Annotated in this window: 24 protein-coding genes; 17 read left to right on the forward strand and 7 right to left on the reverse strand. The window is 70.2% G+C overall.

Annotated elements, in window-relative coordinates; genetic code table 11:
* Positions 1-19: 19 nt before the first annotated feature.
* On the forward strand, positions 20-490 hold the full coding sequence (locus tag ACLBW1_RS14225; protein WP_447812465.1) for a hypothetical protein: 471 nt from the start codon (positions 20-22) through the stop codon (positions 488-490).
* 32 nt (positions 491-522) lie between these two features.
* On the opposite strand, the gene ACLBW1_RS14230 is transcribed toward ACLBW1_RS14225, so the two are convergent.
* Positions 523-1,161, reverse strand: a complete 639-nt coding sequence (locus ACLBW1_RS14230; protein WP_447812466.1) for an acid phosphatase — start codon at positions 1,159-1,161, stop codon at positions 523-525.
* A 165-nt stretch (positions 1,162-1,326) separates the two neighbouring features.
* Between ACLBW1_RS14230 and ACLBW1_RS14235 the strand changes: the two genes are divergently transcribed.
* Positions 1,327-2,121 carry a ParA family protein gene (locus tag ACLBW1_RS14235; protein WP_447812467.1) on the forward strand — a complete coding sequence of 265 codons (795 nt, stop codon included), beginning with the start codon at positions 1,327-1,329 and terminating at the stop codon, positions 2,119-2,121.
* A gap of 3 nt (positions 2,122-2,124) precedes the next feature.
* Here the strand turns inward: ACLBW1_RS14235 and ACLBW1_RS14240 are convergent, their stop codons facing one another.
* Positions 2,125-3,429, reverse strand: coding sequence for an Rv3212 family protein (locus ACLBW1_RS14240; protein ID WP_447812468.1), 1,305 nt, complete (start codon positions 3,427-3,429; stop codon positions 2,125-2,127).
* Positions 3,426-5,057, reverse strand: coding sequence for a DEAD/DEAH box helicase (locus ACLBW1_RS14245; protein WP_447812973.1), 1,632 nt, complete (start codon positions 5,055-5,057; stop codon positions 3,426-3,428). Before ACLBW1_RS14245 ends, ACLBW1_RS14240 begins: the two co-directional genes overlap by 4 nt.
* Before the next feature lie 341 nt (positions 5,058-5,398).
* Between ACLBW1_RS14245 and ACLBW1_RS14250 the strand changes: the two genes are divergently transcribed.
* Positions 5,399-6,172, forward strand: coding sequence for a ferritin-like fold-containing protein (locus tag ACLBW1_RS14250; RefSeq protein WP_447812469.1), 774 nt, complete (start codon positions 5,399-5,401; stop codon positions 6,170-6,172).
* Positions 6,173-6,294: 122 nt separating this feature from the next.
* A complete protein-coding gene (locus ACLBW1_RS14255; RefSeq protein WP_447812470.1) occupies positions 6,295-6,534 on the forward strand; it encodes a DUF3107 domain-containing protein in 240 nt (79 codons plus the stop codon).
* A 78-nt stretch (positions 6,535-6,612) separates the two neighbouring features.
* On the opposite strand, the gene ACLBW1_RS14260 is transcribed toward ACLBW1_RS14255, so the two are convergent.
* A complete protein-coding gene (locus ACLBW1_RS14260) occupies positions 6,613-7,302 on the reverse strand; it encodes a TetR/AcrR family transcriptional regulator (protein ID WP_447812471.1) in 690 nt (229 codons plus the stop codon).
* 47 nt (positions 7,303-7,349) lie between these two features.
* On the opposite strand from ACLBW1_RS14260, the gene ACLBW1_RS14265 reads away from it, so the two are divergent.
* The 6 genes from ACLBW1_RS14265 (at position 7,350) to ACLBW1_RS14290 (ending at position 14,015) form a co-directional block, all read left to right on the forward strand.
* Positions 7,350-8,366, forward strand: a complete 1,017-nt coding sequence (locus ACLBW1_RS14265) for an alpha/beta fold hydrolase (RefSeq protein WP_447812472.1) — start codon at positions 7,350-7,352, stop codon at positions 8,364-8,366.
* A 363-nt stretch (positions 8,367-8,729) separates the two neighbouring features.
* Positions 8,730-9,776: a DUF3152 domain-containing protein gene (locus ACLBW1_RS14270; protein ID WP_447812473.1), complete on the forward strand. Its 1,047-nt coding sequence runs from the start codon at positions 8,730-8,732 to the stop codon at positions 9,774-9,776.
* Positions 9,777-9,799: 23 nt separating this feature from the next.
* Positions 9,800-11,035, forward strand: coding sequence for an adenylyltransferase/sulfurtransferase MoeZ (gene moeZ / locus ACLBW1_RS14275; protein WP_447812474.1), 1,236 nt, complete (start codon positions 9,800-9,802; stop codon positions 11,033-11,035).
* A gap of 2 nt (positions 11,036-11,037) precedes the next feature.
* The gene (locus ACLBW1_RS14280; protein ID WP_447812475.1) at positions 11,038-12,522 is read left to right on the forward strand and encodes an MFS transporter; all 1,485 of its coding nucleotides are present in this window, start codon (positions 11,038-11,040) and stop codon (positions 12,520-12,522) included.
* A gap of 10 nt (positions 12,523-12,532) precedes the next feature.
* Positions 12,533-13,387, forward strand: a complete 855-nt coding sequence (locus tag ACLBW1_RS14285) for a TIGR02569 family protein (protein ID WP_447812476.1) — start codon at positions 12,533-12,535, stop codon at positions 13,385-13,387.
* A 142-nt stretch (positions 13,388-13,529) separates the two neighbouring features.
* Positions 13,530-14,015, forward strand: coding sequence for a hypothetical protein (locus ACLBW1_RS14290; RefSeq protein ID WP_447812477.1), 486 nt, complete (start codon positions 13,530-13,532; stop codon positions 14,013-14,015).
* Between the two features lie 111 nt (positions 14,016-14,126).
* Here ACLBW1_RS14290 and ACLBW1_RS14295 read toward each other — a convergent pair whose 3' ends face one another.
* Positions 14,127-14,786 (reverse strand): DUF4352 domain-containing protein, encoded by a 660-nt coding sequence (locus ACLBW1_RS14295; RefSeq protein WP_447812478.1) that lies wholly within the window; start codon positions 14,784-14,786, stop codon positions 14,127-14,129.
* A gap of 168 nt (positions 14,787-14,954) precedes the next feature.
* Between ACLBW1_RS14295 and ACLBW1_RS14300 the strand changes: the two genes are divergently transcribed.
* Positions 14,955-16,214 carry a sensor histidine kinase gene (locus ACLBW1_RS14300; RefSeq protein WP_447812479.1) on the forward strand — a complete coding sequence of 420 codons (1,260 nt, stop codon included), beginning with the start codon at positions 14,955-14,957 and terminating at the stop codon, positions 16,212-16,214.
* A gap of 55 nt (positions 16,215-16,269) precedes the next feature.
* Positions 16,270-16,944 carry a response regulator gene (locus ACLBW1_RS14305; protein WP_447812480.1) on the forward strand — a complete coding sequence of 225 codons (675 nt, stop codon included), beginning with the start codon at positions 16,270-16,272 and terminating at the stop codon, positions 16,942-16,944.
* Positions 16,945-16,971: 27 nt separating this feature from the next.
* On the opposite strand, the gene ACLBW1_RS14310 is transcribed toward ACLBW1_RS14305, so the two are convergent.
* Complete coding sequence (locus ACLBW1_RS14310) at positions 16,972-17,805, reverse strand: glycine-rich protein (protein WP_447812481.1); 834 nt, start codon at positions 17,803-17,805, stop codon at positions 16,972-16,974.
* A 275-nt stretch (positions 17,806-18,080) separates the two neighbouring features.
* Here ACLBW1_RS14310 and ACLBW1_RS14315 point away from each other — a divergent pair, with 275 nt between their 5' ends.
* The 5 genes from ACLBW1_RS14315 to ACLBW1_RS14335 all read left to right on the forward strand — a co-directional run bounded on the left by ACLBW1_RS14315 (position 18,081) and on the right by ACLBW1_RS14335 (position 24,534).
* A complete protein-coding gene (locus ACLBW1_RS14315) occupies positions 18,081-19,523 on the forward strand; it encodes a nitrate/nitrite transporter (protein WP_447812482.1) in 1,443 nt (480 codons plus the stop codon).
* Positions 19,524-19,578: 55 nt separating this feature from the next.
* Entirely contained in the window at positions 19,579-22,101 is a 2,523-nt protein-coding gene (gene nirB, locus ACLBW1_RS14320; protein ID WP_447812483.1) for a nitrite reductase large subunit NirB, read from the forward strand.
* A 131-nt stretch (positions 22,102-22,232) separates the two neighbouring features.
* The gene (gene nirD, locus ACLBW1_RS14325; RefSeq protein ID WP_447812484.1) at positions 22,233-22,598 is read left to right on the forward strand and encodes a nitrite reductase small subunit NirD; all 366 of its coding nucleotides are present in this window, start codon (positions 22,233-22,235) and stop codon (positions 22,596-22,598) included.
* A gap of 83 nt (positions 22,599-22,681) precedes the next feature.
* The gene (locus ACLBW1_RS14330; protein ID WP_447812485.1) at positions 22,682-23,818 is read left to right on the forward strand and encodes a uroporphyrinogen-III synthase; all 1,137 of its coding nucleotides are present in this window, start codon (positions 22,682-22,684) and stop codon (positions 23,816-23,818) included.
* Positions 23,815-24,534 carry a sirohydrochlorin chelatase gene (locus tag ACLBW1_RS14335; RefSeq protein ID WP_447812486.1) on the forward strand — a complete coding sequence of 240 codons (720 nt, stop codon included), beginning with the start codon at positions 23,815-23,817 and terminating at the stop codon, positions 24,532-24,534. The genes ACLBW1_RS14330 and ACLBW1_RS14335 overlap by 4 nt, the downstream gene beginning before the upstream one ends.
* 228 nt (positions 24,535-24,762) lie before the next feature.
* On the opposite strand, the gene ACLBW1_RS14340 is transcribed toward ACLBW1_RS14335, so the two are convergent.
* Positions 24,763-25,554 (reverse strand): alpha/beta fold hydrolase, encoded by a 792-nt coding sequence (locus ACLBW1_RS14340; protein WP_447812487.1) that lies wholly within the window; start codon positions 25,552-25,554, stop codon positions 24,763-24,765.
* Positions 25,555-25,589: the final 35 nt, after the last annotated feature.

A 25,589-nucleotide genomic window follows, 5' to 3' on the forward strand; every position in this document is an offset into this window, starting at 1 on the left:
GACGAACTACGCTGGAACGGTGAGTCGTACACCTGCCGAGCGTCGTCCGGACACCGGTCCTCCCACCGCGGTCCGCCGGGCCGGCGTCGTGGTGGCACTCGAGGGCATCGTGGCCGTGGTCATCGCGGTGGTGCTCGCGGTGCACGGCGCGACCGGCGCCGACGAGAGCTTCATCAGCAGCTACGGCACCGCCGGATGGTTCGCGATCCTGGGTTCGGGCGTGGTGGCAGGCGGCGTCGCGCTGGTCACCGGGCGACGCTGGGGCCGGGCCATCGCGGTGGTCGCGCAGATCCTGCTGATCCCCGTCGCTTTCGCACTGCTCACCGACAGCGGTCAGCCCTGGTTGGGTGCGCCGCTGCTCGTGGTGGTGGTCATCGTCCTGGGGCTGCTGTTCTCCCCGAAGTCGGTGCGCTGGCTCGCCGCCGACTACGCGCCGGACGCACCGGAGATGACCGACACCCCCGATCCCGACGAGGCCGACCGCCGCTGAGCCCACACACCGATGGGATCTGCGATCGTGACTCAGCCCAGGGGACGTGTGGGCCGACCCGCGTCGACGTAGTCGGCGCTGCGATACCCGGTGATGCCCAACGCGGTCAGCTGACGGGACTCGCCGTCGAACCCGAGGACGGCGATCGAGGCGGGCAGCATCGTGAAGTGGCGTCCCCGCGCGATCGGCGACCCGATCCACCGCGCCAACAACGATCGCGAGAAGTGCCCGTGCGTCACCACCACCACGTCGCCGCGGTCGAGCAACGGGGTCAACTTCTCGATGACGGTGTCGACGCGGTCGCTCATCTCGTCGGGCGACTCGCCGTCGGGGCCGCCGTCGGCGAACACCGTCCAGTCGGGATCGGTCTCGTGGATCTGGGGACTGGTGAGTCCCTCGTAGTCGCCGTAGTCCCACTCGGTGAGCAGCGGCTCGACCGCGTCGACCTGCAGTCCGGCGAGCTCGGCGGTGCGGCGGGCACGCAGCCGTGGGGAGCTCAGCACCGTCGGGTCGGTCAGGGACAACTCCTCGATCCGACCGGTCAGACTGCGGGCCTGCTCGACGCCGGTGTCGGTGAGGTCGATGTCGCTGGAACCGGTGTGCTTACCGCTCTTGGACCACTCGGTCTCGCCGTGCCGGATGACGATGAGTCGATGCGTCGCTGTGGCCACGCCGCCATCCTCCCACCGCCGTCGCGTCGCGACCTCGGGGGCATATCCTCATCTCACGAGCCGCCGCCGAGAACGTTCGCGGTGTGCGCACACACGGCCACTGCCACGCGGCCACCGAGGGGAATGGACAGTCATGATCATCCTGCACACCGATCGGGCCCTCCGATGAGCAAGATCCTCGCGGTCGCCAACCAGAAGGGGGGCGTCGCCAAGACCACGACGGTCGCCTCCATCGGGGCCGCGCTGGCCGCGATGGACCTGTCGGTGTTGGTGGTCGACCTCGATCCCCAGGGCTGTCTCACCTTCTCCCTCGGCCACGACCCCGACCACCTCGAGGTGTCGGTGCACGAGGTGTTGCTCGGTGAGAGCGACATCGTCGACGCGCTGGTGTCCACCGACGACGGCATGACCCTGTTGCCCGCGACGATCGATCTCGCCGGCGCCGAGGCGTTGCTGCTGATGCGGCCGGGTCGCGAGTACGCGCTCAAGCGCGCGTTGGCCCAGGTCACCCAGGACTACGACGTCATCCTGCTCGACTGCCCGCCGTCGCTGGGGGTGCTCACCCTCAACGGGTTGACCGCCGCCGACGAGGTCGCCGTGCCGCTGCAGTGCGAGACGCTCGCCCACCGCGGGGTGGGTCAGCTGCTGCGCACGGTCACCGAGGTCCAGCAGATCACCAACCCGGCTCTCACGCTGCTCGGTGTGATCCCCACGTTGTACGACTCGCGCACCACGCACAGTCGCGACGTGCTCGCCGATGTCTCCGATCGCTACGAGATGCCGGTGCTGAGTCCGCCGATCCCGCGCACCGTCCGGTTCGCCGAGGCGTCGGCGTCGGGTGCGACGGTGATGACCGGTCGCAAGAACAAGGGGTCGCAGGCCTACCGCGAACTCGCCGACAACCTGTGGCAACACTGGGACGGCGGCAAGGCACTCACCACCCTCGAGACCGCGGTGTAGCGCTCAGCTCCCGATCAGCATGTGCACGGTGCCGCCGTAGAACATCGCGATGTCGTCGCCGATGGGCGAGAGCGTCACCGTGCCGCCGACATAACCTGGGCGTGCCAGCGCGATCGTGCGCGACTGTCGTCCGGTGGCCGCCTCGAGCACGGTGATCCCCGACGGCCCGGGCACGATGAGGTCGCTTCCCATCGCCGCGGCCGGGCCCAGGGTTCCCGGCACCTGATAGCGCGGGGTCAGTGCCGAGGCGTCGAGGACGACGGTGCCCTTGCCGGTGAAGAACGACAGCAGACCGTCGCTGCGGACCGCGACCGAGTCGGCGGGTGCCTGCGCGTCACCGAGCACCTCGTGGGAACTGCTGAGCACCGCGCCGGTGGTGAACACCTGGATCTGCGGGCCACCGGTGCCCCCGGTGATGGCGCCGCCCGAGCCGAGATACACCGCGACCGACGACGAGGACACCGCGACCACGCGCGGCGGCGGTGACGCGGTGCCGCTGGTGATGATCCGCGACCCGAGCTGCTTGACCTTCTCGTCCTTGTCCTGCGCGGCGGAGAAGATCGACAACCGGTAGCCCGGTTCGTCGCCGCACCGTTCGATGACCGCGATCTGGTCGGCGCCGGTGGCACTCGAGGACATGCGGCAGCCCGCCCGGGGCTGGGTGCCGGGTTTCACCGGCGCCGAGACCCGGCCGTACTCGACGCCCCGCACCAGGGTCGAACCCCACGACTCGAGACGCGTGGGTCCCTGCGAGACGACGTAATCGGCGTTCGCCGACAGTCGGACCTCGTCGTCGGCGTCGCTGCTACGGGTGTCGGCGCGATGACCGTCGTCGGCGTCGAGTGAGGTGACCTCTCCGCACCCGCGGCTGTTGCGGTACACCGCGACGACACCGGGGGAGGCCTCCCACCCGGCGATCGCGCCGCACAGGTCGAGGTTGCGGCGGTAGCTCCACCGCACCGCGCCGCTGGCCGGGTCGTGGGCCTCGACGGTGCCGCGGTCGGCGGTGACGACCGCACTGTCGGTCACGATCGCGGTGGTGCTCGCGCCCGAGGGCGCCGACCATCCCTGGGTGAACCCGGCGGGCACGGCGGCGGCCGGGGTGACCGCGGTCAGTGGGACCCCCGACGGGTCGGAGGTGGTGTGCCGGGACGGACTGACGTACCAGACGACCGCGGCGACGGCGATCACGACGACCACGATCAGCGCGCTGATCACGAGGTCGAGACGTGTGCGCCGTTCGGGCCGGATCGGGGCCCGCGGGGGGCCGCCCCGCGGTGTCGTGGTGTCGGTCCCGGCGTCGCTCACTGGTCGGTGGAACCCGCAGACGTCGATTCGCCGGCGGCGGCGTTCGACGAACCCGAGCCACCGCGACCACGACGACGCCGACGGCGGGGCTTGGAGCCCGCGGTGTCGCCGTCACCGGATGTGCTCGCCTCCGCCGAGGCGGTCGAGGACGAGGACGCTGCCGCCTCGGCCGAGTCGGTCTCGGCCTGCGCGGTGGCCGAGGCCATCGCGGCTCCGCCCGAACGGGTCCGGCGCCGCTGACGGTCGGCCCGCGGCTCACGCTTCTCCCGCGGCTCGCGCTTCTCGCCGCGTGCGGCGCGCTCGTCGTCCGACGGCTTGGCGCCGGGGACGCGGCCGGTGGCGTCGGCGGGGATGTTCAGATCGGTTCGCAGGTGCTCGGAGCTCGAGTAGGTCTCGACCGGCTCGGGCATGCCGAGTCCGAGCGCCTTGTCGATGGCCGCCCACTTGTGCAGCTCGTCCCAGTCGACGAGCGTGACCGCGATGCCGGTGCGTCCGGCGCGGCCGGTGCGACCGATGCGGTGCACGTAGGCCTTCTCGTCCTCGGGGCACTGGTAGTTGATGACGTGGGTGACGTCGTCGATGTCGATGCCGCGGGCGGCGACGTCGGTCGCGACGATGACGTCGATGCTGCCGTCCCGGAACCGTCCGAGCGCCTTCTCGCGGGCGACCTGGCCGAGGTCACCGTGCACGGCACCGACCTTGAACCCGCGCTCGGCGAGATCGTCGGCCACCTTCTGTGCGGTGCGCTTGGTGCGGGTGAAGATCATCGTCGCGCCACGACCGTCGGCCTGCAGGATGCGTGCCACCACCTCGGCCTTGTCGAGGGCGTGGGCGCGGTAGGCGTGCTGGGTGGTGCGCTCGTGCACCGCCGAATCGCCGGCGTGCTCGGCGCGGATGTGTGTCGGCCGGTTGAGGAAGGTGCGGGCCAGGGTGACGATCGGGCCCGGCATGGTCGCCGAGAACAGCATCGTCTGGCGGGCGTCGGGCAGGGCCCGCATGATCCGCTCGATGTCGGGCAGGAAGCCCAGGTCGAGCATCTCGTCGGCCTCGTCGAGGACGAGGATCTGCACCTTGCCGAGGATGAGGTGGCCCTGCTGGGCCAGGTCGAGCAGGCGGCCGGGGGTGCCGACGACGACGTCGACGCCGGACTGCAGCTCGGCGATCTGCGACTCGTAGGGGCGACCGCCGTAGATCGAGGCGATCGACAGCTTGCGCTTGGGGTTGGGCTGGGGATCGACGTCGATGTTCTTGCCTGCGACCTGCAGGTCACCGGTCACCTGGATGCAGAGCTCGCGGGTGGGGACGATGATGAGCGCGCGCGGCGTGCCGTCGAGGGGGCGCAGCGGCCCGGTGGATCCGGGGGCGACCTGGGTGATGCGGTGGATCAGCGGGACGCCGAAACCGAACGTCTTGCCCATGCCCGTGCGGGCCTGGCCGATGAGGTCGTCGCCGGCGAGGGCCAACGGCAGCGTGAGCTCCTGGATGGCGAAGGTGTGGGTCTTGCCGTCGGCCTCGAGCGCGGCGACGATCTCGGCGCTGACGCCGAGCTCGGCGAAAGTGGGGGCCACATGGGTCTCGGTGTCGACGACGGTGGTCTGCGGCTCGTCGGAATCGAGGGCCTGGGCCACGACGACCACGGGGTCCTCGGTGGAGTCGACGGTCTCGTTGGTGTCTGTCTGGCTGTCGGTACTGATGATGGGTGCCTTCCGATGTCACGGAGCACGCACGAAAAGGCTTCACACCGCCACACGGACGCGAGGTGGGCGGGAGCCGAAAAATGTTTTGCGGCTCGAGATCGGGCAAGAAGTGCGCGCACATTACTGGGGACGCGCGGGCGGGGCGGCGCCGAGAGGCAGCGCCTGCACTGCACGTCGCCACCGATGGTACGTGGTGAGGGGTGTCGACCACGCATCGGTGCCGGTCACCGGCGGCCGCCATGGGGTCGATCCCGTCGCCTACCATCGGCCCCATGGCCGACCACCCCGTGACCCAGACCACTGCTGCGCCCGGTTCCACCGCGCCCGCATCGGGCGGCCTGCCCCCGTCCACCGCCGACCTCGCGCCGACCCACATCGCCGACGATGCGGACCTGCCACCGCTTCCCGAGGACCATCCCGGGATCACGTCACTGTTCGGCGTGTTGCTCGCGGGCGAGATCGCGGCGTTCTACCGCCTGACCGCCGAGTCGCAGATGGCCCCCGACATCCGCGGGCGGGTGGCGATGGCGCAGATGGCCGGGGCCGAGATGGCCCACTTCGAGGTGCTGGCGGCCGAACTCGAACGGCGTGGTCGCGACGTGGTCGAGACCGTGGCGCACTACGCGCCGATCCTCGACCGCTACCACGGGTCGACGACCCCCAATTCCTGGTTGGAGTCGATGGTCAAGGCCTTCATCGGTGACGGCCTCGCCGCGGACTTCTACCTCGAGGTCGCCCACACGCTGCCCGGCGACGCCGAGGCCATCGTGCAGGACGTGATGGCCGAGACCGGTCATTCCGATTTCGCGTGTGCGGAGGTGCGTGCCGCGGTCGCCACGGACCCGTCGCTCACCTCACCGCTGCGTCTGTGGGGTCGGCGCCTGCTGGGCGAGGCGATCACGCAGGCCCAACACGTGTTGGCCTCGGAGGAGGAACTGACCGGCCTGCTGTTCAGCGAGGCCTCGGACTTCACACGGATCTCCACGTTCTTCGAGTCGATCCAGGACCGGCACGCCGCGCGTATGCAGGAACTCGGACTGGGCTGAGTCCCGGTCGGGTCCTGCCGCCAGGCGTTTCCGCCCACAGCGGAGCGCGTGCGGCGCGGCCTCGGCGCTCCACTAACCTGGCAACGAAGGCGCCAGACATCCACAGCAGCAGGAGGACGACCGTGACGGTTGACGTGAAGATCGGCATCACCGAGAGCGCGCGCGAGCTGGTGGTGCAGACCGAGCAGACCAGCGACGAGGTCCACGCCGCCGTCGAGTCGGCACTGTCGGGCAAGGAGGCGCTGTTGCGACTCACCGACGACAAGGGCGCCCGTTTCCTGGTGCCGGTCACCAAGATCGCCTACGTCGAGGTCGGCACCTCCGAGCGTCCACGCGTGGGATTCGGCGCCAAGAGCAGCTGACGGCACCGTGATCGGCGCTGCGCCGGATCCCGACGCCATCGATGTCACAGTCGGTTTCGGCGCCAAGAGCAGCTGACGTCAGGACTCGGTGACGCCGCCTTCGAGCAGCGGCACGTGTGACAGCCCGCCCCACAGCAATTCGACCGTCGTCTCCACGGCGTCGCGTTTGCTGATGGGGCGTTTGGCGTCGAGCCAGTAGCGCGCGTTGACCTGGCTGGCACCGACGAGGCCGGCGGCGAGCATCCGCGACCGGTAGGGGTCGAGGCCGGAGTCGTGCATGACGAGGCCGTAGACGGCGTCGGCGCAGGCCTCGGTGGCGCTCTCGACACGACGGATCGCGGCGGGATCGAGGGCGTCGGATTCGAAGATCAGCCGGTAGCCCTGATGGTCCTGGTCGATGAAGTCGAAGAACGCGCCGACCGCCGAGCGCACGCGCTGCTTGTTGTCGGTCGTGGTCTCGAGCGCCTTACGCACCTCGGAGACCAATGATTCCGCGTGCTCGTCGAGCACGGCGAGGTACAGGTCGAGTTTTCCCGGGAAGTGCTGGTACAGAACGGGTTTGCTGACGCCGGCGTGGACGGCGATCTCGTCCATGCCCGCCGAGTGGTAGCCGCGTTCGACGAAGATCTCGCTGGCGGCGTCGAGGAGTTGGAGGCGCCGGGCGCTGCGTGGCATCCGGGTGTTGCGTCGCCCGGCGTCGCCGCGGGCGCGGCCGGGGACGGCGTGCACCGACGAGTCGACGGGTACACGATCAGCGGCGCCTGGCATGGGTAGACCCTACGCGTCACCCCGTCGAGGTGAGGCATGCTGTAGCGGTGTCGACCACCGATCGGACACCGTCCGTACCGCGCTCGCTGCGCGACCTGCTCGCACCCCTCGATCGCACGACACCGCTGTGGCCGGGGGAGCAGGTGACGGTGTCGGGATGGCGGATCCACCTGCGACGCGTGCGGAGTCCGAACCCGGTGGGTACCGACGTCGACGACGCGGGCGTCGACGCCCCGGTCGGCAGGGCGCTCTATGTCCACGGACTCGGCGGGTCGTCGCTGAACTGGACCGACCTGGGTGAGGTGCTCGCCCCGGTGCTCGACGGGTACGCGATGGACCTGCCCGGGTTCGGGTTCTCCGATCCGCCGCCGGGCGGTGACTACTCGCTGACGATGATGACCGATGCGGTGATCGCGGTGCTCGAGCACCTCGGCGGCGCCCATCTGGTCGGCAACTCCCTCGGCGGGGCGATCGCCGCCCGCGTCGCTGCTGCACGGCCCGACCTCGTCACCACCCTCACCCTCATCTCGCCCGCGTTCCCGGACCTGCGTCCGCGGATCAAACGGCTGTCGTTCGTGCCGCTGACCCTGGCGACGGTCCCGAGGGTCGGGCCCGCGGTGTTCGGCTATCTCGGTCGGGTCCACGCGCAGCGACAGGTGGCGCAGACGTTGCGCGAGATCATGGTGCGCCCGCAGGTCCTCGGGCCCACCCGGATGGCGCAGGCCGTGGAACACGCGGTCGATCGTGCCGAGCTCCCGTGGGCGCCGGCCGCGTTGTCGGGGAGTCTCAATGCGCTGGTCGCGAGTTGGCTGTGGATGTCGGGACGCGATCACTGGCGTCGTGCCCGCACGATCACCGCGCCGACCCTGGTGATGTGGGGCGGCCGCGACAAGCTCGTGAGCGCGGCAATCGCGCCGCGGGTCATCCGCACCATCGAGGGGTCGAGGTTGGTGATGTTCGGCGCCGTCGGGCACGTGTGCCAGATGGAGATACCGCTGGAGACCGCGCGGGAGATCGCCCGCCATGTCGAGATCGCCGATCCGGCCTCGCTGGTGGCCTTCTGAGCGTCTCCACGCCCGGCGAGGACATCGACCTGTGCACGTGGCCGCGCGTCCCGGGAACGCGTGCCGCGCTGTGAGATGGTGGAAGACGTGAGTGCGCCAGGCGGGGGAGGACCGCCCAGATCCGGTGCGGGATTCGGTGGACCCGACCCGCGCGATACGCCGCCGACCGGCGCTCCGGGTCCCGGGTATCACCCGTATCCCCCCGATGCAGGCTCCTTTGCGCCGCATCCGTCCGGACCTCTGCCGTCGGGTCGGATGCCACCCCGGTACGGGCCACCCGGGAACCCGGCTCCACCGATCCGGCCGTCGTCGCGGGACCGCACCTCACGCGGATCGAACGGACACCGACGACCGCAACGCGACGTGCGCCACGACCTGCTGGCCGATGTCCCGTACGACCGTCCCACCGCACCTCGACCCGACCGGCGACCCATCGAGCAGCAGGTCTCCGAACGTGGCCGCCCCGGTGACGACCAACCCCTGCGCGCGCACTGGGACCCGACGGCCGAGGACCCCCGCGGCCGGCGGGGACCGCGTCCGGAGCGCCGCCGACGCACCCGGATCGGTACCTTCGTCGCGACCTACGGGTGGCGGGCGTACGCCCTGCCGGTGCTCGCGGTGCTCACCGTGGTGCTCGTGGCGGTGACCCTCTCCGGCAACGCCTCGTCACCGACCCCGGCCGCACCGGCTCCCGACGCCGCATCCCGCAACACAGACGTCAACTCCGAGACCTCGCCGATCGGTGCGCCCACCGGGGCTGCCACCGCGGTGACACTGCCCGCCGGTCAGCTGCCAGACGGCGGATCGTTCACCACGAACGGCGCGAAGTCGTGGCGCGTGGTCCCCGGCACCACCGGAGTCGTGGGCACCGCACCTCGGGTGTACACCTACACCGTCGAGGTCGAGAACGGCCTCGCCCCCGCCGATTACGGCAGCGACTCGATCTTCGCCAAACTCGTCGACACCACCCTGGCCAACCCGAAGAGCTGGATCGGTGGCGGCAAGGTGTCGTTCCGGCGGATCGACTCCGGCACACCCGACTTCCGGGTGTCGCTGACCTCGACCGGCACCACCCGCGAGCTGTGCGGGTACCAGATCAAGCTCGAATCCTCCTGCTACTACCCGCCCGAGGCCCGCGTCACCCTCAACGAGGCGCGGTGGGTGCGCGGCGCCGTGTCGTATCAGGGCGACGACCTGCTCTACCGGCAGTACGCGATCAACCACGAGATCGGCCACGCGATCGGCTTCGAGAAGCACCAACCGTGTGGCCAGGAGGGCGCGTTGGCCCCGGTGATGATGCAGCAGAGCTTCGGTGTCGCCAACAGCGACATCATGGCGATCGATCCGGACATGCAGGCCGACCGTGATCTGGTGTGCCGGGCCAATCCCTGGCCGTTTCCCGGCAGCTGACCGGCGTAGCGTCGTCGGTGATCATGGCGCCCACCGAAATCCCCCAGATGTCGCGTTCCCGGACCACCCCTGTCTCACCGCTGCCCCCGCTCGTCGAACCGGCCGCGGAACTCACGCCCGCGGAGGTCGCGCGCTACAGCAGGCATCTGACCCTCCCGGACATCGGGATGATCGGGCAGCGACGGTTGAAGAACGCCCGGGTGTTGGTGATCGGGGCCGGCGGGCTGGGTTCCCCGGCGCTGCTGTATCTCGCCGCCGCGGGCGTCGGCACGATCGGGATCGTCGAGTTCGACCACGTCGAGGAATCCAACCTGCAGCGGCAGGTCATCCACGGGCAGTCCGACATCGGGCGGTCGAAGGCGGCGAGCGCCCGTGACGCCATCGTCGAGATCAACCCGCACGTCGCGGTCGAACTCCACCAGCACCGGCTCGAGGCCGACCACGCGGTGGCCCTGTTCGCCCGCTACGACCTCATCGTCGACGGCACCGACAACTTCGCCACCCGCTACCTCGTGAACGACGCCGCGGTGCTCGCGCGCAAACCGTACGTGTGGGGGTCGATCTACCGCTTCGAGGGACAGGCCTCGGTGTTCTGGGAGGACGCCCCCGACGGTCGTGGGCTGAACTACCGCGACCTGTATCCGCAGGCGCCGCCGCCGGGGACGGTGCCATCGTGTGCCGAGGGCGGCGTCCTCGGGATCCTCTGTGCCTCCGTCGGTTCCATCATGGGGACCGAGGCCGTCAAGCTCATCACCGGCGTCGGACAGACGCTGCTGGGTCGACTGATGATGTACGACGCACTCGCCATGGAGTACCGGACCATCCACATCCGCAAGGATCCCGAGGCCGAGCCGATCACCGACCTCGTCGACTACGACGCGTTCTGCGGCGTCGTCGGCGACGAGGGTGCGACCTCCACCGGTTCGGATCCCGCGGCGTCGGACATCGACGCCGTGGAACTGCGACGACTCCTCGACGCCGGCGAGCCGATCGCCCTGATCGACGTCCGTGAACCGGTCGAATGGGACATCGTCCGCATCGACGGCGCCACGCTGATCCCGTTGGGGGAGTTGATCTCCGGCGAGGCGCTGGCCGCACTGCCCCGGGACCGGCCGACCGTCCTGTACTGCAAGACCGGCATCCGATCGGCGCAGGCGTTGGATGTCGTGCGCGGTGCCGGGTTCGCCGACGCGCGTCATCTGCGCGGCGGGATCGTGGAGTGGGCGCGGCAGACCGACCCGTCGCTGCCGGTCTACTGATCGTGGCCACCCCTGCCCCCGGTGCCTCGGTGGCGTTGTCGTCCACGCGGGGGCGCTGGGTGGTGGCGAGCGCCGTCCTGGGATCGTCGATGGTGCTGCTCGACTCCACGGTGGTCAACGTCGCGCTGCCGCGTATCGCCGACGATTTCGATGTGGGGCTCGCGCCGCTGCAGTGGACGGTCACCGCGTACATGCTGACGTTGTCGGCGCTCATCCTGCTCGGCGGATCGCTGGGCGACCGCCTCGGTCGTCGCAGGGTGTTCGTGGTCGGCGTGATCGGGTTCGCCGGTGCCTCCCTGATGTGCGGGTTGGCGCCGAATGTCGAGGTGCTGGTCGCCGCGCGCGGCCTGCAGGGTGTCGGCGGTGCACTGCTGACACCCGGGTCGTTGGCGATGATCCAGTCGTCGCTGCGCCCCGCCGACCGGGCCCGGGCGATCGGCACGTGGTCGGGACTCGGTGGTGTGGCCGCGGCGATCGGTCCGTTCCTCGGCGGATGGCTGGCCGACGGTCCCGGCTGGCGGTGGGCGTTCCTCCTCAACGTCCCGGTTGCCCTGGTGTGCGTCGCGGTGGCCGTGCGCCACGTCCCCGAGACGCGGGATCCTCACGCGTCGAAGCACTTCGACGTCGCCGGGGCGGTGCTCGGTGCGGTCACCCTGGCCGGCGCGACCTGGGCCCTGATCCGCGCCGCGGAAGGGGGCAGCGCCATCGAGGTCGCGGTGGTGGGAGTCGTCGCCGTCGCGGCCGGTGTCGCGTTCGTCGTGGTGGAACGTCGCCAACCCGAGCCGATGGTGCCGCCGGCCCTGTTCGCGTCCCGGCCGTTCACCGTCATCAACCTGATGACGTTCGCGGTGTACGCGGCGTTCGGTGGCTACTTCTTCATCGTCGCGCTGCAACTGCAGGTCGTGGGCGGCTACTCGGCGTTCTGGGCCGGTGCCGCACTCACCCCGGGGACCCTGCTGATGCTGTTGTTCTCCGCGAGGTCGAGCGCCTTCGCGGCACGGGTCGGTGCGCGGGGCCCGCTCACCGTCGGCGCCCTGCTGTGCGCGGCCGGACTCCTCGCGATGCTGCGGATCGGCCCGCACGCCTTCTATCCGACCGACGTCCTGCCCGGCGCCGCGATCCTCGGGGTCGGGATGGTGTTGCTGGTGGCACCGTTGACCTCGACGGTGTTGGCCGCGGTGGCCGACGACCATGCCGGCCTGGCGAGCGGGGTGAACAACGCCGTCGCCCGCGCCGCCGGTCTGCTGTCGGTGGCCGCGATCCCACTGATCACCGGTACCCGCGCCGACGCCGGGCTCGGACCGGGCTTCGACGACACCTTCGACCGCGCCGTGCCGGTGTTCGCCGGCGCCCTCGTGGTCGCTGCGCTGCTGGCGTTCGTCGGCCTGCGTCCGGCCGGCCGGTCTCCGCGTGCGGGCCGCGCGGGTGTTGCGACTCCGAACACGGCCGACCCGCACCTCCCCGGTTGGCAGGCGCGGGGTCGGTAATCTCAGCGGTGTGAATGCCCCCGATCCGCCCGAACACGTCATCGCGACGTTCGGTCTCGCCGGATCGACCCCCATCGCCCTCACCCGCGAGTGGGAGGGCGGCTGGCGCATCGGCGAGGTGGTGCTGTCGCTGGTGCCCGACCACGCACGCGCGGCGTGGTCGGCGAAGATCCGCGAAGACCTCTACGTCGACGGCGTGCGTGTCGCCCGTCCGCTACGCGGCACCGACGGCCGCTACGTGGTGTCGGGGTGGCGCGCCGACACCTACATCGCCGGGTCGCCCGAGCCCCGCCACGACGAGGTCGTGTCGTTGGCCAACCGCCTGCACCAGGTGACCGCCGATCTCGAGCGTCCACGTTTCCTGCTGCAGCCGCCGGCGCCGCCCTACACCGACGTCGACGTGTTCAACGCCGCCGACCGGGCGGCCTGGGAGGACACCCCGCTGCGCTCGGCCCGCGCGGCCGGCTTCGGTGAGCCGACGTCGCCGGACGGGGTGAAGAGCATCGAGATGCTCAAAACCCTTGCCACTCTCCGCACACCCATCGAGTCGCCGTCGCAGCTCGTGCACGGCGACCTCTTCGGCACCGTACTGTTCGCCGGTGCGGCAGCCCCCGGCATCACCGATCTGGTGCCGTATTGGCGGCCCGCTCCGTGGGCCGCGGCGGTCGTGGTCGTCGATGCCCTGGCCTGGGGCGGGGCCGACGAGGATCTCGTCTCCCGCTGGTCGGATCAGCCCGAGTGGCCTCAGATGATGTTGCGGGCGGTCATGTTCCGGCTCGCGGTACATGCCCTCCATCCGAGGTCGTCGTCGGGCGCACTCGCCGGACTCTCGCATGTCGTCGACGTGGTGCGGTTGCTCGTCTAGCTCTACGAGATCGGTCGGTCCATCGGAGGACATCGCTCGTTTGCCGTAACAACAATGTGGTACTTGTCGATACCGGTGAATGGAGCGACCGTCGCTCCGGTCACCGCCCGATGATCGCCACGTCTACGGAGGACGAACAGCCATGAACCCTTTCCGACGCATCGTCACCGCGAGCGCACTGTCGCTGACCGCATGTGCCGCACTCCTCATCACGCCCCTCGGTGCCGGCCAGGGTGCAGCGGCACCTGCGGTCTCGAGGTCGGTGTCGGTCGCCATCCCCTCGCAGTGGTTGTTCTTCGCCGACCCGTTCCCGTTCGGGGTGGAGAACATCGTCGTCACCCGCACCGCGCCCGGGACCCTGCGCTTCTCGCTGAGCGATCGGTGCATCACGTCCGCCGACATCGCCCGCCGCGCGCCGTATCCGACCTGCGCCGGAACGCTCGACGTCCCGGCGAACGTCGCCTGGGTCAACCTCTCCACGGGGGCGACGGGAACCCTGGCGGTGACGTCCGCGGTCGGCCCCGGTCCGGAGCCGGTCTACGTCGCCCGCACCGGCGAGGGACTCATCGCCATCGGTGGCGCGCTACAGACCTTCGGCACCCCGGGCGTGGCCACCATCCGCGCGTAGCGCGGCGGCCGAGTGGTCGTCAGAGGCCCGACGAGTTCGTAGGCCGCGGTCGATCTCGTCATCCCCGTCCTGCCCCCGATGGGAACGGGTGCAGGACGGGGTGGCGGGCGGTCAGCGCAGCGCGACCGTGACCCCGCCCGAGAACACCGAGTCGTGCAACTCGATCTCGGCCGGGTCGACGCCGTTCGGCAGGTCGTAGGCGATCGTGAGCTGCAGCGCGTTGCCCGGGTTGATCTGCTCGTAGAACACCGCGGCGTCGTCGACGGAGATCGTCGCCGTCGTGTTGGGGGAGAACTGTGTCCCCTGAGTCGACAGCACCTTCTGCGACGAGACGTCCAGGCTCTGCGCCCGGTCCCCGATGTTGCGGACGGTCAGGTCGACGAGCACGAAGCGACCCTGTGCGCGTTCGGCCATGAAGTCGGGGCCGATCGTCGTCCCGCCGTCACGGACTCCTCGCACGACGAACTCGAACTTGCCGTCGCGTGCGGGGGCGCCGATGCCCGGCCGGGGTGCGGCCGCGGACTCGCCGTCGGTGGTGGGTGCACCGGTGCCGGCGCCGGTCGAGGCGGCGGTGGTGCCGCCGGCGGGAGCGGCGTCGGAGGACTCGGTGGTACCGCCACCGTTCGTCGCGACCGAGATGACCGCGATCAGCAGGACCAGGGCGCCGAGAACGCTGAGCACCTTGTGCCGCGCAAACCAGTTCTTCTTCGGGGCCGGCGGCGGGTAGGGCGACCCGTAGGGCTGGGGCTGATCGGGCGGGTTCTTGCTCATGGCAGGACCTTTCGGTTGTCGGTGTCCCGACCACTTCAGCGTGTCCATCCGGCCGTGGGCATCCTCCGATCGGTCGGTCACCCTCCCCCGATCGGTCCGATGCGACCTCGAACGAGCGGCCCGATCGTCGGATGTGGCCTGTCGGTCACGCCCCGTACCGTCGCGGTCATGAACCCCGCCAGTCCGGTCACCCCACCGGACCTGCCGCCGTGGCTGCGCAAGGCACCGGACGCCACGGACGGTCACCTCCGCCGGCGGCTGACGACTGTCGCGGCGGTGACGGTCAGCCTGTTCATGACGATGATGACCATGGGGCTGGCGGCCACCGCGGGGACGCCGGGATGGAACGTGGCGCTCGGGTTCGGCCTCAACGTCGCCGCGGGGATCGCGCTGGTCCGGCGGCATCAGCACCCGTTACCGGTGCTCGCGGTCGCGGTGGCCGGGCCGTTGTTTTTCGCCACCGACGCGACCGCCGCGCTCATCGCGCTCTACGCGGTGGCGTCGTCGGTGCGCGATCGACGCCTCGTCGTCGCGACCGGCGCGGTGTGGGTCGCGTGCGTCGTCTCGCTGCTGTACGACTCATTTCGACGCCGCGATTACTCGGCGCTCACCATCGGCGTCCGGATCCCCGAGAACGGTCCGGTGCCCGAGTGGAACCTCCCCGTGTGGGTCGCCCCGGTCGTCGCGACGGTGCTCGTCGCGCTGGTGGTCGCGGTGGCCCTCCAACGACGGACCAGCAGTCAGTTGACGGTGGTGGCAACCGCTCTCGACGACCGCACGCGGGAATCGGAGGTGATGCGGGCGGAGATGGCGGTGGCCGCCGAACGCGCGCGGATCGCCCGCGACATGCACGACACGCTGGCGGCCACGCTAAGTCGGATCTCGTTGACCGCCGGTGGCCTGCAGGTCAACAGCACCGAAGGGCCCGAGCGGGTGGCGAACTCGGCGTCTCTGATCCAGAAGACGGCCCACGACGGTCTCGACGAACTCAAACGCATCATCGGCGTGCTCCGCGGCGGGTCCGACGTCGGGTCGGGGTCGGGGGCGCAGAACCTCGACGGCGTCACCGACCTCGTCGCGTCGGCACGGTCGGCCGGGGTCCACGTGACGATGCTCGTCGACGTGCCGCCGCAACCGGTCGGCCCGTTGTCGGGCCACGTGGCGTACCGCGTCGTGCGTGAGGCGCTCACGAACGCCTCACGACACGCGTTCGGGTCACCGGTGGGCCTGTCCGTCCACGGGTCGCCCGACCACGGACTGCGTGTCGAGATCCGCACCCGGATCGGCACGTTCGTTCCCTCGGGGGCCGGGACCGGGACCGGCCTGCAGGGGATCGCCGAGGCGGTGACCGGTGCCGGTGGGTCGTTCACCGCCGACCGGATCGCCGACGAGTTCGTCGTGAGCGCGTGGCTGCCCTGGTACTCCTGACGGGTGCGCCCGGTCACGGTGCTGTCGGTGGGGCTGCCTAGCATCTCTCACCACCATGACTTCACCCATCGAACTCCTCGTCGTCGACGACGACCCGTTCGTCCGTAGAGGACTCGCCGATATCTTCGCCGCCTCGGGCGACATCCGTGTCGTCGCCGAGGCCGACGACGGCGATCAGGTGCCGTCGGCGATCGCCCGACACCGCCCGCACGTCGTCCTCATGGACCTCAAGATGCGGCGCGTCGGCGGTGTCGACGCCATCACCGCGATGATGGCGCAGCCCGATCCGCCGCGGGTGGTGGCGATGACCGCGCTCGACGTCGATGATCTCGTCCTGGAGGCGATCCGGGCCGGCGCACACAGTTTTCTGCGCAAGGACGAGCCGCCGCACTCGTTCGGGATGGCCGTCCGTGCCGTCGCCGCGGGCACGACACTGTTCAGCGAGCAGTCGCTCCGGGAGATCGTGGCGGCCGCCGACGCGGGCACCGTCACCCGGCATCCGTCGGCTGCGGCGTCGGCCGCCGAGCGCGCGGTGACCGCCCTGTCGAACCGGGAGTCGGAGATCCTCCGGGCGATCGCCTCGGGGGCCACGAACGGTGCCATCGCCGATGATCTTTACCTCAGCGAGACCACGGTGAAAACCCATGTCTCGCACATCTACACGAAGCTGCGCGTCACCACGAGGGTCGAGGCGGCCATGATGGCGCTGCGCGGCGGGCTGGTCGTCTGACCGCGACGGCGCGCACGGACGCGACGATCAGCTGCCGAGGCAGAAGACGTTGCAGGGTCCGTTGTAGCGGATGGTGACCCGTGCGCCGCCCGGGGTGATCGTGGGCGGGACATCGCTCGGGAAGGCCGAGCCGCCACCGCCACCGCCCGCGCGGAAGCCGCCGGCGCCACCGAAGTAGCCGCCGCCTCCGCCGCCGCCGGAGGTCGACACCGAAGCACCGCCGCCGACACCGAGCCCACCGGGCGCGGCGTCGCCGCTGGGGGTGCCTCCGCGAGCGGAGCTACCCGCGCCGCCGCCCGCGATGAACCCGGTGCTCTCGCCCGGGCGACCGCCGTCGCCGCCGCGGGTCGCCGACGAACCGCCGGCGCCGGCCGCCACGACGAGTCGCGAATTCAACCCCGCCGGTGAGAGGGCGGGTCCACCGACCGTGCGGACGTCGCTCGCGCCGCCACCGCCGTTGGGGATTCCGCGGCCACCGCCGTTGTAGCCGCCGGCGCCGAAACGACTGCCGGGCGCGTTGTGCTGACCGTTGCCGCCGACATAGATGTAGAGGCGCTGACCGCCGACGACGGGCGCGTAGGCGCTGATCTGCAGCGCGCGGGTCTTGTAGTTGCCCGATGCCCGGGTGTCGGCGCCACCGGCACCGACCGCGGTCACCAGGACGGTGCGCAGGCCGCGCGGCACCACGAAGGTCTGCTGGGCGCCGGTGTAGCTCCAGGTGCACAGCACCGTCGACTGGAAGAGGGCCTGGGTGCAGTTGCGGGGCAGCGGTGCCGCCGACGCGCTGGGCGCGGTCACGATCGTGGCCGCCAGGGCAGCCATCCCGGCCGCGATCATCGACAACCGCCTACGACTGAACATCTACGTATTTCTCCCTCGCGTGCCGGCAAAGCCTCTCGCGGTGACTCTACGATGTCGCGGAAGCGCGCCCGGCATTTCCGCTCGTTTGCCCGCCGCGAACGATCCGCGACGCCTGGAGAGGTCACCGGCGATCGGTCTCACACGGTCCCGCGCGGCCACGTGAGCATACTGTGATCGCCGGGTCACGCGCTGACAAGTCCCCGCAACACCGGCTTCCTACTGTTCGATCCAATGTCGCCGACACCTCGTCGGAACGCCTAGGGAGGACAGCCGTCGTGACCGCACCGGCCCGCGTACGTTCGCATCACATCACCGATTGGGACCCCGAGGACCGGCAGGCCTGGGACAACGGGAACGCGAAGATCGCCAACCGCAACCTGCTCTGGTCGGTGATCTGTGAGCACGTCGGCTTCTCGGTGTGGTCGCTGTTCTCGGTCCTGGCCCTCTTCATGGGACCGGCCTACGGGATCTCCCTCGACCAGAAGTTCGTCATCGCCGCCACCGCCACGTTCTTCGGCGCGTGTCTGCGCATCCCCTACACCCAGGCCACGGCTCGCTTCGGTGGCCGCAACTGGGCCATCTTCAGTGCCATCGTGCTGCTGATCCCCACCGGGCTCACCATGATGTTGATGCTCAACCCGGGCGACTTCGGCTTCGGCTGGTTCCTCACGGTCGCGGCGCTCACCGGGCTCGGTGGCGGCAACTTCGCGTCGTCGATGACCAACATCAACGCCTTCTTCCCACAGCGGCTCAAGGGATGGGCCCTGGGACTCAACGCCGGCGGCGGCAACATCGGCGTGCCCGCCGTCCAGCTCGTGGGACTCGCGGTCATCTCCGTCGCCTCGGATCGCCCCGAGATCGTGTGTGCGATCTACCTGGTGTTGTTGGCCCTCGCCGGCGTCGGTGCAGCGATCTACATGGACAACCTGGATCATCAGACCTCCAGCGGCAAGGCGATGATCGACTGCCTGAAGTACCGCGACACCTGGCTGATCTCGCTGCTCTACATCGGCACCTTCGGCTCGTTCATCGGCTTCGGGTTCGCCTTCAGTCAGGTCCTCAACATCAGCTTCACCGCGTCCGGCGAGGCCAAGCCGGCTCTGGCGGCTGCGCAGATCGCCTGGCTGGGACCACTTCTCGGCTCCCTGGCCCGGCCGATCGGCGGCAAGCTCGCCGACCGGGTCGGTGGCGGTCGCGTCACGATGTACTGCTTCGCGGCCATGGTGGCGGCCTCGTCGATCCTCGTGGTCGCCGGGATGTCCGCCGACGCGAACAACCACCGGATCGGCGGCGCCCAGCTCACCGGGTTCATCGTCGGCTTCATCCTGCTGTTCCTGATCTCGGGTGTCGCCAACGGCTCGGTGTACAAGATCATCCCGGCCGTGTTCGAGGCGAAGGCCAAGGCCAACAAGGGACTCAACGCACTGGGCAAGATCAGCTGGTCGCGGTCGATGTCGGGTGCGCTGATCGGGATCGCCGGCGCGTTCGGCGGGCTCGGTGGTGTCGCCATCAACCTGGTGCTCCGCGAGAGCTACAAGCAGAACAAGTCCGCGACCACCGCGTTCTGGATCTTCCTCGCTTTCTACGTCGTGGCCGGTGTCGTCACGTGGTGGTTCTACGCCCGCAACGAGAAGGCGACCAACGCGCTCGCCGCGGAGAACGACTCGGCGGACACACAGGACGGTGCGACCACCTCGGGCTCGACGGTCGTCGCCTGACCCTCGGGCGTAGCCGCACCATCGCCGAACCGCAGTACACAGGGAGAACTCCACGATGAGCAGCAGAACCGTCGTCGTCATCGGACACGGCATGGTCGGGCACCGGTTCGTCCAGGGCCTCCGGGAGCGTGACGTCACCGACCAGTGGCACGTCGTCGTCCTCGGCGAGGAGCACGACGCCGCCTACGACCGGGTCGGGTTGTCGTCCTACGTCGGTGCGTGGGATCGCACGTCGATGGCGTTGGCGGGCAACGATTACGTGGGCGACGACCTCGTCGACCTGCGACTCGGCGTCGGCGCCGCGTCGATCGATCGTGAGCGTCACGTGGTGGTCACCACCGACGGCGCCTCGATCGCCTACGACGCGGTGGTGCTGGCCACCGGCTCGTATCCGTTCGTCCCGCCCGTCGACGGACACGACGGCGACCGATGCTTCGTCTACCGGACCCTCGCCGACCTCGACGCCATCCGGACCACCGCCGACCGCGCGGGGACCGGTGCCGTCGGTGTGGTCGTCGGCGGAGGGCTGCTGGGTCTCGAGGCCGCCAATGCGTTGAAGCTGATGGGGCTCACCCCCCATGTCGTCGAGTTCGCGCCACGACTGATGCCGCTGCAGGTCGACGACGGTGGTGGCGCCCTGCTCGCGAACCTCGTCACCGACCTCGGTCTCACCGTGCACACCGGTGTCGCGACCACCTCGATCGCCGAACGCGCCGACGCCCCCGACGCCGAGGCGCTGCGCGTGACCCTCAGCGACGACTCGCACATCGACGCCGCACTCGTGGTGTTCTCCGCCGGTGTGCGTCCCCGCGACGAGATCGCCCGCGAGATCGGACTTCCCGTCGCCGAACGCGGAGGCGTCCTGGTCGACAGCCGTTGTCGCACCGAGGATCCAAACATCTTCGCCATCGGTGAGGTCGCGGCGGTCGACGGCCGCTGCTACGGACTCGTGGCGCCGGGATACAGCACCGCCGAGGTCGTCGTCGATCAACTGCTCGGGGGATCGACGACCTTCGGCGGTGCGGACATGTCCACCAAGCTCAAGTTGCTCGGAGTCGACGTGGCCAGCTTCGGTGACGCGATGGCCACCACCGACGGTGCACTCGAGGTGGTCTTCAGCGATCCGGTCGCCGGCACCTACGCGAAGGTGGTGGTCTCCGACGACGCCCGCACCCTGCTCGGTGGCATCCTGGTCGGCGACGCCGACGCCTACGCGATGCTCAAACCGATGGTGGGGTCGACGATCCCGGGTGATCCGTCCGATCTCATCGCGCCGTCCGGCGGGCCTGCCCTCGGTCTCGGTGCCCTGCCCGACGCCGCGGAGATCTGCTCGTGCAACGCGGTGTCGAAGGGTGCGATCTGTTCGGCCATCGCCGACGGCGCGTGCGATGTGCCCGCGGTCAAGGCGCAGACCTGCGCGGGGACAACCTGCGGTGGTTGTCTGCCGAGTATCAAGAAGCTGCTCGCCGAATCCGGTGTGGTGCTGAGCAAGTCGCTGTGTGAGCATTTCGGCCAGTCGCGCGCGGAGCTGTTCGAGATCGTCTCCGCGACCGGCATCCGCACCTTCTCCGGTCTCATCGCGCAGTACGGGACCGGGACCGGTTGTGACATCTGCAAACCCACCGTGGCGTCGATCCTGGCGTCGACCTCCAGTGACCACATCCTCGACGGCGAGCAGGCCGCCCTGCAGGACACCAACGACCACTTCCTCGCCAACATGCAGCGCAACGGTTCGTACTCGGTGGTCCCGCGGATGCCCGGAGGCGAGGTGACCGCCGATCAACTGATCGTGATCGGCCAGGTGGCCAAGGACTTCGGGCTCTACACCAAGATCACCGGGGGGCAACGCATCGACATGTTCGGTGCGCGCGTGGAACAGCTGCCCGAGATCTGGCGTCGGCTCGTCGACGCCGGGATGGAGTCGGGCCAGGCCTACGGCAAGAGCCTGCGCACCGTGAAGAGCTGCGTCGGCAGCACGTGGTGTCGCTACGGGGTCCAGGACTCGGTGGGGATGGCCGTCGGTCTCGAGAAGCGGTATCGCGGGCTGCGGTCGCCGCACAAGATCAAGTTCGGGGTGTCGGGGTGCGCCCGCGAGTGCGCCGAGGCGCGCGGCAAGGACGTCGGGGTGATCGCCACCGAGTCGGGCTGGAACCTCTACGTCGCCGGCAACGGTGGTCAGAGCCCGGTGCACGCGCAACTGCTGGCGTCGGGACTCGACGACGCGACGTTGGTCGCCTACATCGACCGCTACCTGATGTTCTACATCCGGACCGCCGACCGGCTGCAGCGCACCGCGCCGTGGCTCGAATCGCTCGAGGGCGGACTCGACCACCTCCGCGAGGTGGTCGTCGACGACAGCCTCGGCATCTGCGACCAGCTCGAGGCCGCGATGGACGCGCATGTCAGCGGCTACCGCGATGAGTGGTCGGCGGTGCTCTCCGACTCCGAGAAACTCAAGCGGTTCGTGTCGTTCGTCAACGCGCCCGCCGAGGCCGATCCGACCATCGATTTCGACTCCTCGACCGGTCGCAAGGTGCCGGTGTTGCTCGGTTCACCGGCCATGCCCGTGCGGAGCTGAGTGGCGATCGGCTCCCCCGAACCACCGCGACCTGCGGGTTTACCGGTGGCCGACGCCGCCGAAACACGGCATTCACATGAGCTGACCACACTGGACAACGGCCATCCGACAGCCGAGTCAGGAGCGACCCCATGACCGTCATCGACCACCAGAGCGTGGATGTCGCCACCCACACCTGGACGCGCGCGTGCGCGCTGACCGACCTCGTCCCCGGACGAGGTGTGGCGGTGTTGCTGCCCGACGCGACCCAGGTGGCCCTGTTCCGCATGCATGACGACGAGTTGTACGCCGTGGGCAACATCGACCCGTTCGGACGCGCGGCGGTCATGAGCCGGGGCCTCGTCGGTGATCGTGGCGGCGAGCCCACCGTCGCCAGCCCGTTGCTCAAGCAGGTCTTCTCGCTGCGCACCGGCCGGTGCCTCGACGACGAGAGCGTGGGGCTGGGCACCCATGCGGTCCGCGTGGTCGACGGCATCGTCGACGTGTGTTCGTGTTGACCGCCGGCGACGTGACCCCTGAGCCCTCGTCTCCGGACTCCTTGACTTCGGACCCCTCGTCTCCTGTTCCCTCGCCACCTGCAGTGACCGAGCGCCCTCTGGCCGGGTTCACCATCGGGATCACCGCTGCGCGGCGTGCCGACGAGTTCGAGGCCCTGCTCGTGCGCCGGGGCGCCGAGGTGATGCACGCTCCGGCTATCCGCATCATCCCGCTCGCCGATGACGCCGAACTGCAGCGCGTCACCGCCGAGATCGTCGCCGATCCACCCGACGTCGTGATCGCCACCACCGGCATCGGGTTCCGCGGATGGATGGAGGCCGCCGACGGTTGGGGCATGGCCGAGGACCTCGTCGAGTCGCTGACGAGATCGACGGTGCTCGCGCGTGGGCCGAAGGCGAAGGGATCGATCCGCGCCGCCGGGTTGCGCGAGGAGTGGTCGCCGCCGAACGAGTCGTCGAGCGAGGTGCTCGACCACCTGCTCGCCGGCGACGTCGAGGGCAAGCGGATCGGCGTGCAGCTGCACGGCGCCACCACCGAGTGGGAGCCACTGCCCGACCTCTGCGAGGTGCTGCGCGAGGCCGGTGCCGTCGTGGTGCCGATCCCCGTCTACCGCTGGACCCCGCCCACCGACACCGGACCGATGGACCAGATGATCGCCGCGGCCATCGGCTGCGGCATCGACGCCATCACCTTCACCAGTGCCCCCGCGGTCGCGTCGATGCTCGGTCGCGCGCACGACACCGGGCTCCTCGAACCACTCCTACACGCGCTGCGCACCTCGGTGGTGCCCATGTGCGTGGGCTCGGTCACCGCCGGGCCGCTGCACGCCCTGCAGGTACCGACGGTGCAGCCCAACCGGTTCCGGCTCGGCGCCCTCGCGCGCCTGATCGCCGAGGAACTGCCGCGGCGCGCGACGGTGCTGCGGGTCGCGGGTCACGACGTCACCATCCTGAGCCGCAACGTCGTCGTCGACGGCGAGGTGCGCACCCTCACCGCCGCGGGACTCGCGCTGCTGAAAGGGCTGTCGCGCACACCCGGCCGGGTGGTGTCGCGCCAGGCGCTGCTGGCCGAGCTTCCCGGTGGCGGCGACGACACCCATGCCGTCGAGACCGCGATGGCCCGACTGCGCACCGCGCTGGGCGACTCGAAGATGGTGCAGACGGTGGTCAAGCGTGGGTACCGGTTGTCGGTCGATCTCGAGGACGATGACCCGCGGTGACCGAATCGGTTGTCGTGCAGCGGTTGCCGGAGGGGGTGACTCCTGTCCTCGTCGCCCACGGCACGCGGTCGTCGGTGGGTGTGGCCACCGTCGCGGGCATCGCCGAGCTGGTGGCGCAGCGGGTCGGTCCCACGCGCGTCGCGTTCGTCGACGTCCTCGGACCCAGTCCCACCGATGTCCTGCGTGATCTCGACGGACCCGCGGTCGTGGTCCCGGCGTTCCTTGCGTCGGGGTACCACGTCCGCGTCGATCTCCCCGAACACATCCGGGCGGTCGCGCGCGAGAACGTCGCCGTGGCACCGGCTCTGGGTCCCGACCCGGTGATCGCCGCCGTGCTGCTGGCGCGGTTGCGGGAGGCGGGGTGGCGACCCGGTGACGCGGTCGTGCTGGCGGCCGCGGGGTCGTCGGATCCCGACGCCTGCGGCGACGTGCGTCGCGCGACGGACATGCTCGCCGAGCTCACCGGGGACCGTGTCGACGTCGGATACGTCACCACCGCATCGCCCGCGGTGCCCGAGGCGGTCGTCGCCGCCCGCGCCCGCGGTGCGCGCCGTGTCGTCATCGCGTCGTATCTGTTGGCGCCCGGGCTGTTCCACACCCGGCTCGCCGGGTTCGGCGCCGACGCGGTGGCCCAACCCCTCGGTGCCGATCCCGCGATCGCCGACCTCGTCGCGTCGCGCCTCGTCGCCGCGGCCCACCTGGTGACCGCGCGCTAGACCCGCCGAGTGGGCAGGTAGCGGCGTCGATCGGGCAGGTAACCCCGCCGATCGGGCATTTAACGGCGTCGATCGGGCAGATAACCACATCGATCGTGCAACAGTTCACGTGAAGCGTCTGCGGTGCCGCGATGGTCACGGCCAACTGCCCGTTCGATCCGTGGAACTGCCCACTCGACGGCGTTTACTGCCCGGTCAACGCCGTCTACTGCCCGGTCGACGGGTGGGTCAGGTGGCGGTGCGGTCGACGATGTCGCGGACGAGTCGTGCGGTGAGTTCCGGACGCGACAGCGGGACCATGTGATCGCAGTCCTCGTGGGTCACGGTGAGCTGCTCACCCAGCGCGGCGTGCATCGCGTCGAGGAACTCGGGCCGCACGTAGGGCGGCTGCACGCGGTCGGCGATCACCAGATGCGTGGGCACGGCCACCGCGGGGACCACGAACGGCCGCGCCAGTTCACTCCAGGTCGCCGCGACCGCGCCGGGATGTACCCGCCACGTGAGGCGGCCCCTGGAGTCGGTGGTGAGGTGCTCGGCGATCTCGGCGGTCAACAGCTCGTCGGGTACCTCCCACCAGGCCTCGGCGCGTTTGCGGTCCCATGCGTCCTGCTCATCGGTGAGGTACCAGGTGTCGAGACTGGCCGCGGCGACCTCCGACATCTGCCCGCCGTCGAGGCCGATCGCGGGATCGAGGAGTACGAGACCCCGGATCCGTTCGGGCGCGGTGCGGGCCAGGTGGACGGCGAGCGCTCCACCGTAGGAGTGTCCGACGACGACGACCGGTCCGTCGGTGGCGTCGTCGAGCACTTCGATCAGTGCTCCCACCTGTCGTTCGATGGTCCACGGTGCCGCCCACGACGCATGCCCGTGCCCCAGCAGGTCGGGGGCCACGACGCGGAGCTCGGGGAGGTGGCCGGTCGCGAGGTCCCGCCATCGCCGACCGTGTCCGGTGATGCCGTGCACCGCCAGAACTGTCGTCCCGTCGTCCGGACCGTAGATCGTGACCGTCATGTCGCCCATGTCCGCGATCTTGCCCGACACCTCGCATCGGGTCG

The sequence above is a fragment of the Williamsia sp. M5A3_1d genome (genome assembly GCF_053345315.1).

What these genes read in the sequence shown, in the direction of transcription:
- ACLBW1_RS14260 (WP_447812471.1), bottom strand. Translation starts at nt 7,302, where the DNA reads ATGCCAGGCGCCGCTGATCGTGTACCCGTCGACTCGTCGGTGCACGCC.
- ACLBW1_RS14235 (WP_447812467.1), top strand. Translation starts at nt 1,327, where the DNA reads ATGAGCAAGATCCTCGCGGTCGCCAACCAGAAGGGGGGCGTCGCCAAG.
- ACLBW1_RS14250 (WP_447812469.1), top strand. Translation starts at nt 5,399, where the DNA reads ATGGCCGACCACCCCGTGACCCAGACCACTGCTGCGCCCGGTTCCACC.
- ACLBW1_RS14305 (WP_447812480.1), top strand. Translation starts at nt 16,270, where the DNA reads ATGACTTCACCCATCGAACTCCTCGTCGTCGACGACGACCCGTTCGTC.
- ACLBW1_RS14310 (WP_447812481.1), bottom strand. Translation starts at nt 17,805, where the DNA reads ATGTTCAGTCGTAGGCGGTTGTCGATGATCGCGGCCGGGATGGCTGCC.
- moeZ (WP_447812474.1), top strand. Translation starts at nt 9,800, where the DNA reads ATGGCGCCCACCGAAATCCCCCAGATGTCGCGTTCCCGGACCACCCCT.
- ACLBW1_RS14300 (WP_447812479.1), top strand. Translation starts at nt 14,955, where the DNA reads ATGAACCCCGCCAGTCCGGTCACCCCACCGGACCTGCCGCCGTGGCTG.
- ACLBW1_RS14340 (WP_447812487.1), bottom strand. Translation starts at nt 25,554, where the DNA reads ATGGGCGACATGACGGTCACGATCTACGGTCCGGACGACGGGACGACA.
- nirB (WP_447812483.1), top strand. Translation starts at nt 19,579, where the DNA reads ATGAGCAGCAGAACCGTCGTCGTCATCGGACACGGCATGGTCGGGCAC.
- ACLBW1_RS14295 (WP_447812478.1), bottom strand. Translation starts at nt 14,786, where the DNA reads ATGAGCAAGAACCCGCCCGATCAGCCCCAGCCCTACGGGTCGCCCTAC.
- nirD (WP_447812484.1), top strand. Translation starts at nt 22,233, where the DNA reads ATGACCGTCATCGACCACCAGAGCGTGGATGTCGCCACCCACACCTGG.
- ACLBW1_RS14290 (WP_447812477.1), top strand. Translation starts at nt 13,530, where the DNA reads ATGAACCCTTTCCGACGCATCGTCACCGCGAGCGCACTGTCGCTGACC.